Here is a 17,044-nt window from a genome sequence, read left to right as displayed (position 1 = left end):
AAAAAGGGATGCATGATGCATCCCTTTGTTATTTTTACTCTCAGTAAAAACGAGATTACGCTTTTGCTTTAGCCGCTGCTTTAGCGATTGCTGCGAAGCTTTTCGCGTCTAGAGAAGCGCCGCCAACGAGAGCGCCGTCGATGTCTGGTTGTGAGAAGTAAGCTTCAGCGTTTTCTGGCTTAACAGAACCGCCGTATTGGATGATTACTTGTGCTGCAACTGCTTCGTCTTTCGCTGCGATTAGTGCGCGGATAGAAGCGTGGATGCGTTGTGCATCTTCAGCTGTTGCTGCTTTACCAGTACCGATAGCCCAGATTGGTTCGTAAGCGATGATTGCGCCGTTTAGAGCTTCAACACCGTAAGTGTCAATAACTGCGTTGATTTGACGTGCACATACAGCTTCAGTTTCGCCAGCTTCGTTTTGCGCTTCAGACTCACCGATACAGAAAACAGGTGTTAGGCCGTTTTCTTTTAGGAAGTTGAATTTCTTAGCGATAAACTCGTCAGATTCGTTGTGGTATTCACGACGCTCTGAGTGACCGATGATGATGTGAGTAGCACCGAAATCTTTCAGCATTTCTGGAGACATATCGCCAGTGAACGCACCGCTGTTGTTTAGGTCAGTGTTTTGAGCACCTAGGATGATCTTGTTACCGCCTTCAGCGATTACGCGCTCTGCTAGGTCGATGTAAAGTGCTGGTGGAGCGACTGCTACGTCAACACCTTCAACGCCTTCAAGTTCAGCGTTAAGACCAGTTAGCAGCTCAGTTACCATTGCTTTGCTGCCGTTTAGTTTCCAGTTACCCATCACTACAGGACGACGCATAGGAATATCTCCCTTATCTTTAATGTAAATAGTCAATTAATGTAAAAAATCTACGTAGGAATATAACAGAATAATGTGAACAGATCATGATTGGCGTCATGTCTTGTCCGGCTTTCTTTACTGATTCGACCAAGCATCGATCCTGTTATTTTTGTCAAAAGCAACCGATTGGTGATCGCGTAGACAGAATGATAGTTCATTCCTCGGAAATTGCTGCTGAGATTGGTATTACTACGCGCTGGAATTAATTGTTGTAGAAAGGAATCAAAATGCCAAATCTCGTTTTAGAGTATTCAAACTCGGTGGAAGAACGCGTCAATGTTCAGGGGTTGCTGGAGGATTTACATAAAACGGCGTTAGAAAGTGGCCTTTTTGAACTCGCGTCAGTGAAATCTAGAACGCTCCGGTGCCACAATTGGTTAATAGGAGAGGAGGGAGATAGCCTTGATTTTATCCATATCAACTTTGATTTGTTATCTGGTCGCTCCCAAGAACAAAAGCGAGAACTGTCACGAGCCTTGATGGCGACACTTCAAGAGCAAGCCAGTCACGTGCACAGTTTAACGGTCAATATCCGAGACATGGATATAGATAGCTTCCAAAAGGTAGTGAACTAGGTTGCGCTGAATTGCCCGAGAATAGCGAGGGGTTATTGTTACTAATTCTCAGCCTGGCTCTGCTTGTTATATGGGCGTTGTGGGCACCCAAGCTATCGGTGTCCTTTCCAAACTATATTGACTCGGCTAATCTATAACCTTTCTATTTTGGGGTAAAATTTGATGTCGACTAAAGAGTTACTGTTTTCTTTTCAAGGACGTATAGACCGTAAAACCTACTGGATTTGGAACGTCATTTACTATGTGTCCATTCTAGGCTTTGGTGCCGGTATCAGCCAGCTGCTTCCTACTCTCTCCTATGTTCTTCTTCCTATTTTCTTGGTGGTTCTGTTGATCCCTGATTTGGCGATCACCACTAAGCGTTGGCACGACCGCAACAAATCGATCTATTGGCTAGCACTGAATATTCCGCTGATTATCGGACGAATTGCCACGCCAATGACCAGCCCTGCCGCGCAAGAGCCGTCGACCCCACAGATGTTCGTCGCTTCCATTTCTCTGATTTGTGGTTTATGGATTCTAATTGAATGTGGTTTCTTAAAGGGAACATCAGGACCAAATCAATATGGCCCTGAGCCGGAGTAATTGCTTCAAGTATCGAGCGTGCTGAAAGTAGATTCTTAGTCTCGCTAAGGCTCGCTAGAATGACGAATTCTTTTGATTTAGAGGCTCTTAAAGTCATCGTCATTCTGAACAACGAGGGACGAGTGTGATTCAGAATCTATCGTCCGCTTGAGCCCTGGTTAAGCTGTGTGTGAAAGAGTAGGAGTTTGCTGTTACCAGATCCTTAGTCTCGCTAAGGCTCGCTAGAATGACGAACTCTTTTGATTTAGAGGCTGTTAAACTCACCGTCATTCTGAACTGCGAGGGACGAGCGTGATTCAGAATCTATCGTCGGGTTGAGCAGTGGCTAAGCTGAGCGGGAAAGAATAGGAGCTTGCTGTTACGAGATTTTTAGTCTCGCTAAGGCTCGCTAGAATGACGAGCTCTTTTTATTTAGAGGCTCTTAAAGTCACCGTCATTCTGAACTGCGAGGGACGAGCGTGATTCAGAATCTATCGTCCGGTTGAGCAGTGGTTAAGCTGAGCGGGAAAGAATAGGAGTTTGCTGTTACTAGATTCTTAGTCTCGCTAAGGCTCGCTAGAATGACGGACTCTTTTGATTTAGAGGCTGTTAAAGCCACTGTCATTCTGAACAGCGAGGAATGAGCGTGGTCCAGAATCTATCATCCGGTTGAGCAGTGGCTAAGGTGAGAGCAAAAGAATAGGAGCTTGCTGTTACGAGATTTTTAGTCTCGCTAAGGCTCGCTAGCATGACGAACTTTTTTGGTTTGGAGGCTGTAAAACTCACCGTCATTCTGAACAGCGAGGAACGAGGTGATTCAGAATCTATCATCCGGTTGAGCAGTGGCTAAGCTGAGCGGGAAAGAATAGGAGCTTGCTGATACCAGATTCTTAGTTTCGCTGCGGCTCGCTAAAATGACGAACTTCTCTGGTTTAAAGGCTGTTAAAGTCACTGCCATTCTGAACAGAGAGGTGCGAGTGTGGTTCAGAATCTATCGTCCGGTTGAGCAGTGGTTAAGCTGAGCGGGAAAGAATAGGAGCTTGCTGTTACTAGATTCTTAGTCTCGCTAAGGCTCGCTAGAATGACGAGCTCTTTTGATTTAGAGGCTCTTAAAGTCATCGTCATTCTGAACAACGAGGAACGAGTGTGATTCAGAATCTACGCACAGAGTGCTCCGAGTTTGAAATAAACTGACTGAGCTCGCGAATTACAATGGAAAAGTAACAGCGAATAATGAAGGAGAATGAATCATCGATAAGACACCTTGCGTTTATATCCTAACGTCAAATAACAACGCCGTTCTCTACATAGGTGTTACCAGTCAGCTGCCCCAAAGAATATGGCAACATAAAAATGGAGTAGTGGAAGGATTTACTAAGAAATACAACGTTCATAAGCTCGTTTACTTTGAGTTATTCGACGATATGGCTAATGCTATAAACCGAGAAAAGCAGCTCAAGCAGTGGAAGCGTGAGTGGAAGTTAGCCTTGGTAAGAGAAACGAACCCTAACTTTCTCGATCTATCTACTGAGTATCAGTAAAAATCATCCCTATCTTTAAACGCATTTAAGCTAACCACATCCGCTTTTTGTGTCGGTGCCGCTTCCCCTTCTAGCGCTGCTTTGAACTTTACGACCTGTTTTTGCAACTCGTTCATCAATACCACATTGGTGTGATGAGGGTTTTTACACGTGCTGATGACTCTATCAATGTGGCTTTGTTGAGCCCACAATCTTTCTTTCATATCTTCTGATGCGCTTTCGATCATCTCTTTCGCCATCTCATGACGAAATTGCTCAAAAGCTTCTGGGTCTCGCTCTGCCATTCGAACCATTTCATCGAATGGAGGAAGCGTTTGGGACGGGATATGACGTAGATTAGACATCGATGCTCTCCAAATCCTTATGGAAATTGCCTTTAGTTACTAAAAGCCTATACCACTAGAAAGAGGAGAGAGGATGAATTCTTTAGCCGTCTCACTTATAAGAGAAGCTTTCGAGCTTGAGATTGAACAAGTGCGGCATGTCGATGTTTGGTTGTGGTGGTTACTGCAGTTGTTGGATGCGGTAAACGCAGCGTCTTTGGCCACTAATGATGTGTTCGGTACGCTCTACTTTGGTGTCACGTCCAAGTAAAGACTGAAAGACACTTAATTCTGATTGGCACAAGCTTGGGCAGCGAGTTGCGGCTTTACAAATCGGACAGTGATTTTCGATCAAGATGAATCCGTTCTCATCTTTCTCGAGCTCTGCCATATAGCCTTCTTGCTCTCTTAATGTGACAAGTGTTTCTAGTTTGCTTTGCAGAGAGTCGCATTGCTCAAGATGCTGACGATAACTTTGTAACGTGAGTTTTTCCCTTTCTGATGTGACTTTTTCCAGTCCATCTTTGCCAAAGATATGTTCGACAGCTTCTATAAACTGAATGGTCAACTCACCGTGACGGTCAGTAAATTGCTCATGACCTTTTTGAGTGAGAGACCAATGACGAGCAGGGCGACCAACTTTTACTTTTACGTCATGGATAGAAAGAATGCCATCATCTTCTAAACTTTGCAGGTGCTGACGAGCCCCCATGGTTGTCATACCTAGCTCAGAAGAGAGTTGTTTTGCAGTGACGGAGCCATCACGCTTAACGATTTGCAATATCCTATCTACGGTCTTCATATACCCACCATTTATACGTCAGTACATATTATGCGCGATAGGGTTAGTAAAGAAAAGTGTTGACTTAATTTGAGTGTGGATTTGTAGGGGCGATGTTCATATGAGCCAATATATGTCGTCATTCTGAACAGCGAGGAACGAGGTGATTCAGAATCTATCGTCCGATTGTGCAGCGGTTAAGGCGAGCAGGAAGAATAGGAGTTTGCTGTTACCAGATTCTTAGTCTCTCTGGAACTCGCTAGAGTGACGAGTTCTTTCGATTTAGAGCTTATTAAAATCACCGTCATTCTGAACAACGAGGAACGAGGTGATTCAGAATCCATCTTCTGGTTGAGCAGTGGTTAAGGTGAGCGGGAAAGAATAGGAGTTTGCTGTTACCAGATTCTTAGTCTCGCTGGAGCTGGCTAGAATGACGAGTTCTTTTGATTTAGAGCTTATTAAAGTCACCGTCATTCAGAACAACGAGGAACGAGAGTGATTCAGAATCTATCTTTTGGTTGAGCAGCGGTTAAGGCGAGCAGGACAGAATAGGAGCTTGTTACCACTAGATTCTTAGTCTCGCTGGAACTGGCTAGAGTGACGAGTTCTTTTGATTTAGAGCTAATTAAAGTCACCGTCATTCTGAACAACGAGGAACGAGAGTGATTCAGAATCTATTGCCCGGTTGTGCGGAAAGAAAGGCTCAAGCTCAGACTGAGCGAGAGCCTCGAGAAATGCTTAAAGAATAATATCGCGTACTTCTGGATCTTTACGATCTAAGTAGTGAGTCGATTTGATGCGGCGAATAGTTCGGCATCGACCGCGCACGAGCAGCGTTTCTGTGGTCGCTATATTGCCTTGACGAGAGATACCTTCCAGCAAGTCACCTTTAGTGATGCCTGTAGCTGAAAATACCACATTGTCGCTACGAGCCATGTCTTCCATTTTGAGGACAACATTCGCTTTTACGCCCATTTCATCGCAGCGTTTTAGTTCATCTGCACCGTAAATGCGGTTTTCTTCAGTATCGCCTTTTACCTCATGACGAGGAAGCAGGCGACCGTGCATGTCACCGTCTAGCGCTCGAATTACCGCTGCTGATACAACCCCTTCTGGCGCACCGCCAATACAGTACATCATGTCCACTTCACTGTCTGGCATACAAGTTAGAATAGAGGCAGCGACGTCACCATCAGGCACCGCAAAAACACGTACGCCCATTGCTTGCATTTCTGCAATAACGTCATCGTGGCGAGGCTTCGCAAGGGTAATAACGACTAGGGTATCAAGTGGCTTGTTCAGGGCTTTTGCTACGTTCTCTAGGTTTTCTTTTAACGGCTTTTCTAAGTCAATTACGCCTTTTGCACCAGGGCCAACAACCAGTTTTTCCATGTACATATCTGGCGCTTTAAGAAAGCTGCCTTTCTCACCTGCGGCAAGTACGGCTAGTGCGTTCGATTGTCCCATTGCCGTCATACGCGTCCCTTCAATCGGGTCGACAGCGATATCCACTTCATCACCACCAATACCCACTTGCTCACCAATGTACAGCATTGGCGCATCATCGATTTCACCTTCACCAATGACAATTTCACCACTGATATCTGTTTTGTTCAGTAGCGTGCGCATAACTTCAACAGCTGCGCCATCGGCTGCGTTTTTATCGCCACGGCCAAGCCATTTGTAACCAGCCAGAGCTGCACCTTCAGTCACACGGGAAAATGCCATTGCTAAATCGCGTTTCATGATGTCTCCAAGTAAGCAAGAGGGAAGAAGAATTTGCGCGGCGATTCTATCACAAGGTCGAGTAAACGTTTGCCTTTTTGCGAGGCTTTTACTTTATCTAACTTGAATTTGATCAATACTTAGGGCGATTTTCAGCGTAGCGGGACGCAAAATCCTTGCTCAAAAATGCTTCGGCGACAAGAAAAGTCAGCGTTTAGTGAGATTGCGCTGATTTTTTGACCGAATGATGCAAAATATCGAATATAGTGAGTGTTTCTCATCGCGACGCTGAGTAGAATGAACCTTATATAGGTTAGGTGTGCATCAATCTCGCACATCGTCCCAACGGAATAACATAGGTAGGCCAAGATGTCTTTTGAAGTACTAGAACAACTAGAATCTAAAATTCAAACTGCAGTTGACACAATCACTCTTCTTCAGATGGAAGTCGAAGAGCTGAAAGAAGATAAAGCTAAACTTGCGGAAGAAGCGAACGAGCTTCGCTCTCAACGTGAAGAGCTAGAGCAAAAAGCACAACAAGCACAGCAAGAGCACGCACAATGGCAAGAGCGCATTCGTGCACTACTTGGCAAAATGGACGAAGTGGAATAATTCGGCTTCTTCATTCCAAATTAAAAACACCCGCGTTAAGCGGGTGTTTGTGTTTTAGGGAAGTAGAAAATGTTAAGACAAGGCTAGGCGCTAAGAGCCAAGAGAAGGCCCTATAACTTAGGCGCCTAAGACTCGTTATGCTTCTTCATCCAACTCTAAATCAATATTCAATGGTTCTGGCGACAGGATAATTCCGGTGCTATCAGCATAAATGTAATCTTCTGGAAGGAAGCTAACGCCGCCAAAGTTGACTGGTACATCCAATTCGCCAATACCCTGACTGGTCGCTCCAACAGGAATAGAAGCGAGGGCTTGAATGCCTAAGTTCATATCTTCAAGTTCATCTACTTCACGAACACAGCCGTAAACGACAATGCCTTCCCACTCGTTTTCTTCCGCAATGGTTGCGATTTCTGCATCGATAAGGGCTTTACGTAGGGAACCGCCACCGTCAATTAACAAAACGCGACCAAGTCCATCTTGCTCTAATGTCTCGCGGATCAACGAATTATCTTCAAAACACTTGATGGTGGTGATTTGCCCGGCAAATGAAGCGCGACCGCCAAAGTTACTGAACATTGGTTCAACCACATCTACCTGATCGAGGTAGATATCACAGAGTGCTGAGGTATTGTATTCCATAGCGTACCTTTCTAAACAGAAATTGGTTGTCTTTGAGTATATCTAGGCATTAAGTCAATGCAATGACAATCCTTTTTTAACTTACTAGAGTTTGAGCTACCACAATTGTTGCAAACAAAACGTTGGTGACTAGAGAGCATTTCACGATGACTGGCATCATTGGTGCTATTTGAGCAGGCTTTTGTGTATGCCAAACCGCTTTACCATGATCGGCCACGAAATAAATACTAAGTAAGAATGGCAAGCTAATCCAAACGGGTTTGTCTTGAATTAACAAGTAAGCCGCAAAGGCAAGGATAGCTCCGCCAAGTAAAATAAAGTGGTACTGTTTGGCTTTACGTTGACCTAAGCGTACCGCCACCGTGCGTTTACCACACTCTCGGTCGTTCTCTATATCACGCATATTGTTGATATTGAGGACTGCAACGGCGAGTAAACCGCAGCCTAAAGCAGGTAAGAATAGTGTGGTGTCTACGTGACCAGTATGCAAGAAGTAGGTACCGGATACGCCGAGTAAACCAAAAAACAAGAATACTGATATATCGCCAAGCCCCACGTAACCGTATGGTTTGCTACCCATGGTATAAGCAATGGCGGCGAGAATGGCCAAAATTCCCAGCCCGATAAAAGTAACAATGCTTTCCAGTGAACTTAGTGAATAGAAAACTAACACCAAGCCTGAGATTGCGGTCAGAACGATGTTAAAGATAATCGCTTGTTTCATCTGTTTAGCACTTACCGCGCCAGACTGCATCGCTCGTAATGGGCCGAGGCGTTTGTCGTTATCTGTACCTTGAACGGCATCGCCATAGTCGTTTGCCAGGTTGGACAGAATTTGCAGCAATGTCGCGGTTACGAAAGCCATGATGGCAATCGTCAGTGAGAAATGACCCGCCGAGTAGGCGAGCACGCTACCTGTTAAGATAGAGACCAATGCCAGAGGTAATGTTTTTGGACGAGCGGCTTCAAGCCAGATCTGTAGAGATTGTTTCATGGAAATTTCGTGCTAGTAACCAATGTGCCCAGTATAAGCACAAAGAGGCAGATACGCTATTGACCTAAAACAACTCAACTAGAAGTCAAAGGGTTATTCAGAATCTATCATCCGGTTGTGCAGTGGTGAAGGTGAGTGGGAAAGAAAGGCGTTTGCTGTTAGCAGATTCTTAGTCTCGCTTGAGCTCGCTAGAATGACGAGATCTTTTTTGATTTAGGTATTGTCAAAGTCACCGTCATTCTGAACAACGAGTGTGATTCAGAATCGATCATCCGATTGTGCGGTGGTTAAGGTGAGTGGGGAAGAATAGGCGTCTGCTGTTGCCAGATTCTTAGTCTCGCTTGAGCTCGCTAGAATGACTAGGCCTTTTAATTTAGATGTTGTCTAAGTCACCGTCATTCTGAACCGCGAGGAACGAGTTTGATTCAGAACCTATCGTCCGGTTGTGAAGTGGTTAAGGTGAGTTGGAAAGAATAGGCGTCTGTTGTTACCAGATTCTTAGTCTCGCTTGAGCTCGCTAGAATGACGAGACCTTTTGATTTAGATGTCGTCTAAGTGACCGTCATTCTGAACAGCGAGGAACGAGTGTGATTCAGAATCTATCGTCCGGTTGTGCAGTGGTGAAGGTGAGTGGGAAAGAATAGGCGTCTGCTGTTAGCAGATTCTTAGTCTCGCTGAATCTCGCTAGAATGACGAGAGCTTTTGATTTAGGTGTTGTCTAAGTCACCGTCATTCTGAACGGCGAGGAACGAGTGTGATTCAGAATCTATCATCCGATTGTGAAGTGTTACGGTGAGAGAGAAAGAATAGGCGTCTGCTGTTACTAGATTCTTAGTCTCGCTTGAGCTCGCTAGAATGACGAGATCTTTTTGATTTAGGTGTTGTCACAGTAACCGTCATTCTGAACAGCGAGGAACGAGGTGATTCAGAATCTATCGTCCCAATAGTGCCGTGGTTAAGGTGAGTTGGAAAGAATAGGCGTCTGCTGTTAGCAGATTCTTAGTCTCACTTGAGCTCGCTAGAATGACGAGAACTTTTGATTTAGGTGTTGTCACAGTGGCCGTCATTCTATACAAAAAGCCCAGAAACAAGGTTCTGGGCTTTGGTAAAATAGATTGCGATTAAAGAATAAAGCGGCTTAGATCTTCATCTTCAATTGTGTCGCCTAGGCGCGCTTTCACGTAAGCGGAATCAATAACGAATTTAGCGCCAGATTGCTCCGCTGCATCGTAAGAGATTTCATCCATCAAGCGTTCCATTACGGTGTGTAAGCGACGAGCACCGATGTTTTCTGTGCTTTCGTTGACCGTCCATGCCGCTTCCGCGATTTGCGTGATGCCGTCTTCTGTGAATTCGATGTCCACATCTTCCGTTTTCATCAACGCAACGTACTGCTCTGTTAGAGAGGCTTTTGGTTCTGTCAGAATGCGTTTGAAGTCGTTGCTGCTTAGTGCTTCTAGCTCAACACGAATTGGTAGACGACCTTGCAATTCTGGGATCAAGTCAGATGGTTTTGCCACTTGGAATGCACCAGATGCAACAAACAGAATGTGGTCTGTTTTTACCATGCCGTGCTTGGTTGATACCGTGCTGCCTTCAATCAATGGAAGTAGGTCGCGCTGAACACCTTCGCGTGAAACGTCTGGGCCTGAGCTCTCGCCGCGTTTACAGATTTTGTCGATCTCATCGATAAATACGATGCCGTTGTTTTCAACGTTGAAAATCGCTGCTTCTTTTAGCTCTTCTTGGTTTACCAGTTTCGCCGCTTCTTCTTCCGCTAACGCTTTCATTGCGTCTTTGATTTTCAGCTTACGTTTTTTCTTGGTGTCGCCAGCGAGGTTTTGGAACATGCCTTGCAGCTGGTTAGTCATCTCTTCCATACCAGGAGGCGCCATGATCTCTACGCCCATTTGTGGTGCGGCTACGTCGATTTCAATTTCTTTATCGTCTAGTTGGCCTTCACGCAGTTTCTTACGGAAGATCTGGCGAGTGTGAGAAGACTCTTCCGTTTGCTCTGATTGACCCCAACTATCACGTGCTGGTGGCAGTAGCGCATCAAGAATGCGTTCTTCCGCTTGTTCTTCTGCGCGGAATTTCACTTTTTCCATCGCTTGTTGATGCGTCATTTTCACAGCGACATCTGTTAGGTCACGGATGATGGTTTCAACTTCTTTACCAACGTAACCCACTTCGGTGAATTTTGTCGCTTCAACTTTGATGAAAGGGGCATTTGCCAGTTTTGCGAGGCGTCGTGCGATTTCAGTCTTACCAACACCAGTAGGACCAATCATCAAGATGTTTTTTGGCGTCACTTCGGCACGCAAGCTTTCTTCAAGCTGCATGCGGCGCCAGCGGTTACGAAGTGCAATCGCAACCGAACGCTTGGCTTTTTCTTGACCGATAATGTGGCGGTTCAATTCATGAACGATTTCGCGAGGCGTCATTTCAGACATATTCTTTCCTTACTTCGTTACGATTACGCGGTTGGTTTTTCAGGCTCTACTGTTGAGTCTAGCTCTTCTACCGTGTGGTGATGGTTAGTGAAGACACAAATGTCACCCGCGATATTGAGAGCTTTTTCCGCGATCTCACGAGCATCTAGATCTGTGTTTTCTAGTAGGGCGGTTGCGGCAGCTTGTGCGTAAGCACCACCAGAGCCAATCGCAATCAGGTCATGTTCTGGCTGTACGACATCACCATTACCGGTAATGATTAACGATGCGGTTTCGTCGGCAACGGCAAGTAAGGCTTCGAGCTTGCGCAAAGCACGATCGCTACGCCAGTCTTTGGCTAGCTCAACTGCCGCTTTGGTTAGGTGACCTTGGTGCATTTGCAGTTTGCTTTCGAAGCGCTCAAAAAGGGTGAAGGCATCCGCAGTACCGCCGGCAAAGCCCGCTAGTACTTGGTTGTTGTATAGGCGGCGAACTTTGCGCGCATTACCTTTCATTACGGTATTGCCTAGAGATACTTGGCCATCACCCGCGATGACGACTTTATTATTTCGACGTACAGATACAATGGTAGTCACAGTCGACCTCTTGATTATTTCTCTTTGGATTTAATTCAGTATATGGGGGAGGAGAAATGGGGATTCAAGGGGGCAAAAAGAAAGGCCCTAGGATCTTAGCTCCTAGGGCCTGAGTTTAAAGATTTTCTTTCCAAATCGCGCACGGCTCGATTTTCGCGCGTTGCAGTTTATGACGGTCACGTTCTGCATCACGTTTGAACTTATACGGACCTAGCACCACGCGATACCATGAACTGCCTTCTTTCTTACGAATCTTGCTCGACATCCCTTGGAACGCGATTGCAAGCTTGCGCTCTTCCGCTTGTGCCTGAGTTTTGTACGCGCCACACTGCATGATGTAAGGAATTTTAGAAACTTCAATTTCTTTGGCCACAACTTCAACTTCACGTTTCGGTAGTGACTCAACATATTCCCATTTTTCTTCTGGTGGTGGCGGCAAGTCTTTTTTCGGCTTTGGTTTGCTGACAGTGGTTGTTGGCTGCTTCACGACTGGTTGTTTAGGTTCTGGGTCGCTACTCAAAAGGTAAAGACCATAGCCAAAACCGCCCACGAGCAAGATAGCGAGCAGGCCACTGCGCCAAGGTTTTTTTCTTCTCGGCGGCTGTTTTTTTGTCGACTTTTTTGGGGTGCCTCGCCCCCGTCTTACATAATCTCTATTTGCCACGGTTATTTCTGGTCATCAAGGATTCTTGCAAATATGTTAATCCAGAACGAGTTGAGAAAACACCCTATTGATAGAATCTTGATAGCTAAAGCGCGACAACGCCCGAGTGTAGGAGTGTGTTTCCGTTCTCGCTTACATTTATTCAGGGATACACAAAAAGCAGGAGGGGTAAATAAAAAAGCGGCGCCTTAGCACCGCTTTGGGGATGAATACCTAATCTTTAGGTTAAGGGCGCTGTGGTGGCGCTGCACTTCCACGAATGACGAGATTAGTTTCAAGCAGACGCGAGCCTGAATGCACGTCGTGGCCTTTTAACATCTCGAGCATCATTAGCATCGCTTGTCGACCAATCTCATAGCGAGGTTGAGAGATGGTGGTCAACGGTGGATCGCAGTACTGAGCGAAGTTAATGTCATCAAAGCCCACAACAGAGAGATCTTGCGGTACTCGTAAGCCAAGCTTTTTCGCTTCTTGAATTGCGCCGATGGCCATTGTGTCACAGTGACAGAAAATAGCCGTTGGTGGTTCTGGCAATTCGAGCAGTTTACGAACGGCTTTTGCTCCGCCATCAAAAGAGAACTCAGTAATGACACTATATTGTGGATCTTTATTGATGCCGGCACGGCGCAGGGCTTGTTGGTAGCCTTGCTGGCGGAACTGACACAATATTGCTGTATCTGGTCCAGAGATTTGAGCAATGCGTTTATGACCTAATTGGGTCAGGTAATTCACCGCTTCAAATGCTGAGGTCAGGTTATCAATATGTACTGTCGGAAGCTCGAGCTCTGGCGCAAATTCACACGCCATTACCATCGGAGGTAAGTTCTTTTGCTCTGGCTTACTGACATCGAATGGTAGATCTGTACCAAGCAGTAGCATTCCATCTGCCTGCTTAGTAAATACGAGGTTAACGAAAGAGCTTTCGCGTTTCTTCTGTTGTCCGCTATCGCCCAGCAGGACTAGATAGCCATGTTCCATGGCTGCATCTTCAATACCGCGAATAATTTCAGAAAAATAAGGATCACAGATGTCGGGAACGATAGTAACAATGGTTTTTGATTCGTTTCTACGTAAGTTGCGCGCTAATGAGTTTGGAGAATAACCCGCTTCAAGTACGGCATCTTCTACTCTCTTTCTTGTAGAAGAAGAGACCTTCTCTGGATTCATTAAGGCTCGAGATACCGTAGCCGTAGACACTCCCGCAAGCTGGGCAACATCCTTCATTGTCGCCATAGTTTTTAACCTCTCATTTATTTTTTGCCAAGATGACGTTATTCCGGTTTGAAATCAGAGTAATCAAACCGAGTTAGAGCTGTATTTGCTCTTCGCTCAGTTCGTGTTAACGAGTGGGAAAATGGATTCTTCACCGCGATATCAATTTGTGGGAATAGTCATTGTTTTAATCTAAGCCTGTGCAAACAAGTCACTTTAGACTTTTCTAATTTGGATAGTCTATTCATTTCTAAAGTGAAAGTTACGGTCTGTTTAACAAAAATTGTAATCTTGGTGTGATCCTGGTCACATTAAATGGTAATTCATTACATAGTTAAACGTTTGCTAGCTGAGATCTTGTGGTTCTATGTCTAAATTCCAGCGTACTTTCTTAGCATTTGGCAACAACTCAATAGCAGGTTTGGCACTGGTTAATAACTTTTGCATCAATGAACGATGCTGAGTTTGCAGTAATAGTTGCCAACGGTATTTACCAGCCCGCTTGGCCAAAGGTGAAGGAGTAGGGCCTAACACCATGCAGGAATCATCGAACAGAGGGTGTGACTCTAACGTAAAGCGAACCTGACGCAGGAAGTCTTCAACTACCTCACTTTGGTTCGCCTCTGCTTTAAACAGAGTCAAGAAACTATAAGGCGGAAGCTGAGCCAGTTTGCGTTCTTCCAGAGCAGTCATAGCAAAGTGGCGATAGTCTTTTTGAAGCAGGGCCTGCAGCAAGCTGTGCTCAGGATGGTGGGTTTGTAGGATAACCTCGCCAGGTTTACTTGCGCGGCCGGCACGACCTGCGACCTGAATAAACAACTGCGCTAGTCGCTCGGAAGCGCGGAAGTCACTACTATAGAGAGAGCCATCAACATCCAAAAGAGCAACGAGCGTTACATTTGGAAAATGGTGCCCCTTAGCCAGCATTTGGGTGCCAATCAGAATTTGATGTTCACCTTTGCGAATCGATTCAAGGGCATCTTCCAAACTACCTTTGCGACGTGTGCTGTCTCTGTCGATGCGAATGGCGTTGTATTCTGGAAATAACTGAGCCAATTGTTGTTCGAGTTGTTCCGTTCCTACGCCGACGGTAACCAATTGGGTTGAACCACACCCCTGACATTGATGAATCACCGCTTGTTGTGAGCCGCAGTGATGGCAGCGTATTTCGTTGCTGTAATGGTGGAACGTATAGTACGCATCACAGCGTTTACATTCTGCAATCCAACCGCATTCATGGCACATCAAAGCGGGCGAAAAGCCTCGACGGTTAAGAAACAACATTACTTGATTGCCCGCTTTTAAATGCTTGCGCATCTCGGCAATCAGTTGGGCAGATAAACCACTTTCTAAATACTGACCTTTTACATCTAACACTTTATTAGTGGTTGGCACGGCAGAGCCAGCTCGTTGGGTTAGTGTTAAATGGTGATATTTGCCTGACAAGGCATTGTGTAATGTCTCCAGTGCAGGTGTGGCTGAGCCCAGAACAACCGGAACTTGTTCTTTATGAGCGCGCATTACAGCAACATCACGAGCGTGGTAACGCAAGCTGTCTTGTTGCTTATAAGAGGAGTCATGCTCTTCATCCACAATGATAATCCCGAGATCAGCAAAAGGCGCGAGTAGGGCTGAGCGTGTGCCGATAATGATTCCGGCCGCTTTGTCGCGTGCAGAAAGCCACGCATTCAGACGCTCCGTCTCGTTTAACCCGGAGTGGATGACGTCAACTGGCACATTAAAACGGCGTTTAAAGCGGTTGATGGTTTGGGGCGTTAAGCCAATCTCTGGTACTAAAACCAAGGCTTGTTTCCCTTGCTCTAAAACTGGCTTGATAAGGTTGAGGTACACTTCTGTCTTACCTGAGCCCGTGACGCCTTCTAATAAATAGGAGGCAAAACCTGTTTGGCTATTTACACTCGCAATAGCCAGCGCTTGTTCGTGGTTGAGCTTTGGCTTTTCGACGTCGCATTCAACGTGCTGTCCCCACTGGGTGATTACAGGCTTCTTCTCGATACGTTCAATCCAGCCTTTCTCTTCTAAAGACTTTAGTACTGTTGAGGATATCTCTTGGTCGACAAATTCCTGGTGAGGCAAAGCGCCGTTAACCAACATTTGCAAGACCTTCTGTTGTTTGACCGCTCGACGATCAAGACCTTGCATCAGCTTGTCTTTACCGGATTCGGTAATTTGCCACTCTTGTAGCGTCGCAAAATCTGCAGGCTTTCCTTTACGTAGAGCTGCTGGCATCGCATTGTGTAGCGTATCTCCAAGTGGGTATTGGTAGAACTGGCTGCACCAAGTCAGCAACGAATAAAGCTTTTCAGACCATATCGGCTGAGAATCAAGAACTGCTTTGATTGGCTTGAGTTGATCTTTGGGAAAGTCCGAGTGATTAACCATCGCGGTGACGATGCCAACTAACGTTTGGCGTCCAAAAGGTACGGAAACGCGTCCACCAATGATCGGAAACAGGTGCCCCGGAATAGCGTAATCAAATTGTTTGTCGAGCGGAACGGGTAATGCCACTCTAGCAATGGTTGGACGCATAAATTTTTAGCTATTAAAAAAGAGGGAAAGGAAATGAGAGTCTATTAAAATCGGTATGGAAATTCGAGTAAAGCAATGCGATTCAGCGTGAATCGTGCCTCTATGATTAGTCTGGCTAAAAAAGTGGCGAAAAAGTTGCCAAATGTGTTGATCCGAGCAATGTGATTCTTTACTATATCGCGCCTTGAGATATGGCTTCGGCAATTAGTTGATGCGGTATCCCATTTTATTATTAATTGCGTGTGGTGTGCGGCTTAGATTCGTATAGCGACACGGCCTACTATTGAGGTTATCCCATGAAAGCTGGTATCCACCCAGAATACAAAGCAGTAAAAGCGACTTGTTCTTGCGGCAACTCTTTTGAGTTCAACTCTACTCTAGGTAAAGAGTCTATCCACCTAGACGTATGTGACAAGTGTCACCCATTCTACACTGGTAAGCAACGTATCGTTGATACAGGCGGCCGTGTTGATCGCTTCAACAAGCGTTTCGGTGCACTATCAAGCGGTAAGAAATAATAGCAGCCGCTATTACGATTACAGTTTAGAAAAGGACGCTTCGACGTCCTTTTTGTTTTAATGGCTACCAAGCGAAGAGGAACGTATGGGGTTTGGAATATCCCCGATTATTTTTCACTCAGCGCTTGCAACCTAAAGTGTGATCTGTATAATGCAGCGCACTGGTTAAGCCAGTTGTGAACCAATGAGCAGTGAGGAGCGAGCAAATCTAAGGATTTGCGAGGTAATGTATACTCAGCTTATGTTCGCGGTTAATACAATTAGCTATCTTTTCTTCGGAAAAACTATCCTCAAAGGTGACTTTGGCATATAGGGATAGTTAATCGAAAATTAACTGACAATGCGTCCTAATCTTGGATGCTACGGTTTCACATAAATCAATCGGCATTCTCTCGTCTTGACGAGTTTGAGTGGCGATATTGTTTGTGTAATTTATTAAATTTGGAG

Annotated in this window: 16 protein-coding genes; 5 read left to right on the top strand and 11 right to left on the bottom strand. The window is 45.5% G+C overall.

All coding sequences use genetic code 11. The features are described from left to right. Window positions 1–55: 55 nt before the first annotated feature. Window positions 56–826, bottom strand: a complete 771-nt coding sequence (tpiA, locus tag R7D93_RS14480) for a triose-phosphate isomerase (protein WP_005384863.1) — start codon at window positions 824–826, stop codon at window positions 56–58. 269 nt (window positions 827–1,095) lie between these two features. Between tpiA and R7D93_RS14475 the strand changes: the two genes are divergently transcribed. The 3 genes from R7D93_RS14475 to R7D93_RS14465 all read left to right on the top strand — a co-directional run bounded on the left by R7D93_RS14475 (window position 1,096) and on the right by R7D93_RS14465 (window position 3,548). Then, the gene (locus tag R7D93_RS14475) at window positions 1,096–1,443 is read left to right on the top strand and encodes a 5-carboxymethyl-2-hydroxymuconate Delta-isomerase (protein ID WP_017820736.1); all 348 of its coding nucleotides are present in this window, start codon (window positions 1,096–1,098) and stop codon (window positions 1,441–1,443) included. A gap of 162 nt (window positions 1,444–1,605) precedes the next feature. Beyond that, window positions 1,606–2,028 carry a DUF805 domain-containing protein gene (locus R7D93_RS14470; RefSeq protein WP_033905993.1) on the top strand — a complete coding sequence of 141 codons (423 nt, stop codon included), beginning with the start codon at window positions 1,606–1,608 and terminating at the stop codon, window positions 2,026–2,028. Window positions 2,029–3,254: 1,226 nt separating this feature from the next. Further along, window positions 3,255–3,548 (top strand): GIY-YIG nuclease family protein, encoded by a 294-nt coding sequence (locus R7D93_RS14465; RefSeq protein WP_025768346.1) that lies wholly within the window; start codon window positions 3,255–3,257, stop codon window positions 3,546–3,548. Here the strand turns inward: R7D93_RS14465 and R7D93_RS14460 are convergent. The 3 genes from R7D93_RS14460 to glpX form a co-directional block, all read right to left on the bottom strand. After that, window positions 3,542–3,892 carry a DUF3135 domain-containing protein gene (locus tag R7D93_RS14460; RefSeq protein ID WP_053303351.1) on the bottom strand — a complete coding sequence of 117 codons (351 nt, stop codon included), beginning with the start codon at window positions 3,890–3,892 and terminating at the stop codon, window positions 3,542–3,544. The genes R7D93_RS14465 and R7D93_RS14460 overlap by 7 nt on opposite strands. A 160-nt stretch (window positions 3,893–4,052) precedes the next feature. Further along, window positions 4,053–4,673 carry a helix-turn-helix transcriptional regulator gene (locus R7D93_RS14455; protein ID WP_054701039.1) on the bottom strand — a complete coding sequence of 207 codons (621 nt, stop codon included), beginning with the start codon at window positions 4,671–4,673 and terminating at the stop codon, window positions 4,053–4,055. Between the two features lie 717 nt (window positions 4,674–5,390). After that, window positions 5,391–6,398 carry a class II fructose-bisphosphatase gene (gene glpX, locus R7D93_RS14450; protein ID WP_005383180.1) on the bottom strand — a complete coding sequence of 336 codons (1,008 nt, stop codon included), beginning with the start codon at window positions 6,396–6,398 and terminating at the stop codon, window positions 5,391–5,393. A gap of 348 nt (window positions 6,399–6,746) precedes the next feature. Here glpX and zapB point away from each other — a divergent pair, with 348 nt between their 5' ends. Continuing rightward, a complete protein-coding gene (zapB, locus tag R7D93_RS14445) occupies window positions 6,747–6,989 on the top strand; it encodes a cell division protein ZapB (protein WP_005379536.1) in 243 nt (80 codons plus the stop codon). A 135-nt stretch (window positions 6,990–7,124) separates the two neighbouring features. Here zapB and rraA read toward each other — a convergent pair whose 3' ends face one another. From rraA to priA, 7 genes are all read right to left on the bottom strand, one after another. Next, window positions 7,125–7,631, bottom strand: a complete 507-nt coding sequence (gene rraA / locus R7D93_RS14440; protein ID WP_005379537.1) for a ribonuclease E activity regulator RraA — start codon at window positions 7,629–7,631, stop codon at window positions 7,125–7,127. Between the two features lie 76 nt (window positions 7,632–7,707). Then, the gene (locus R7D93_RS14435) at window positions 7,708–8,625 is read right to left on the bottom strand and encodes a 1,4-dihydroxy-2-naphthoate polyprenyltransferase (RefSeq protein ID WP_005383178.1); all 918 of its coding nucleotides are present in this window, start codon (window positions 8,623–8,625) and stop codon (window positions 7,708–7,710) included. Between the two features lie 1,121 nt (window positions 8,626–9,746). Beyond that, window positions 9,747–11,078, bottom strand: a complete 1,332-nt coding sequence (hslU, locus tag R7D93_RS14430; protein WP_053303349.1) for an HslU--HslV peptidase ATPase subunit — start codon at window positions 11,076–11,078, stop codon at window positions 9,747–9,749. A gap of 23 nt (window positions 11,079–11,101) precedes the next feature. Further along, window positions 11,102–11,653 carry an ATP-dependent protease subunit HslV gene (hslV, locus tag R7D93_RS14425; protein WP_005383176.1) on the bottom strand — a complete coding sequence of 184 codons (552 nt, stop codon included), beginning with the start codon at window positions 11,651–11,653 and terminating at the stop codon, window positions 11,102–11,104. Window positions 11,654–11,768: 115 nt separating this feature from the next. Continuing rightward, entirely contained in the window at window positions 11,769–12,317 is a 549-nt protein-coding gene (gene ftsN / locus R7D93_RS14420; protein WP_130544805.1) for a cell division protein FtsN, read from the bottom strand. Between the two features lie 225 nt (window positions 12,318–12,542). Further along, entirely contained in the window at window positions 12,543–13,571 is a 1,029-nt protein-coding gene (cytR, locus tag R7D93_RS14415) for a DNA-binding transcriptional regulator CytR (RefSeq protein ID WP_254901949.1), read from the bottom strand. 303 nt (window positions 13,572–13,874) lie between these two features. Further along, window positions 13,875–16,079: a primosomal protein N' gene (gene priA / locus R7D93_RS14410; protein ID WP_225496737.1), complete on the bottom strand. Its 2,205-nt coding sequence runs from the start codon at window positions 16,077–16,079 to the stop codon at window positions 13,875–13,877. A gap of 296 nt (window positions 16,080–16,375) precedes the next feature. On the opposite strand from priA, the gene rpmE reads away from it, so the two are divergent. Then, entirely contained in the window at window positions 16,376–16,597 is a 222-nt protein-coding gene (gene rpmE, locus R7D93_RS14405; protein WP_005379546.1) for a 50S ribosomal protein L31, read from the top strand. Window positions 16,598–17,044 lie beyond the last annotated feature (447 nt).

Source organism: Vibrio sp. YT-15 (assembly GCF_033337445.1).
In the GTDB taxonomy this organism is placed as follows: Bacteria; Pseudomonadota; Gammaproteobacteria; order Enterobacterales; family Vibrionaceae; genus Vibrio; species Vibrio alginolyticus.
This window is presented reverse-complemented; position numbering and strand designations above follow the sequence as displayed.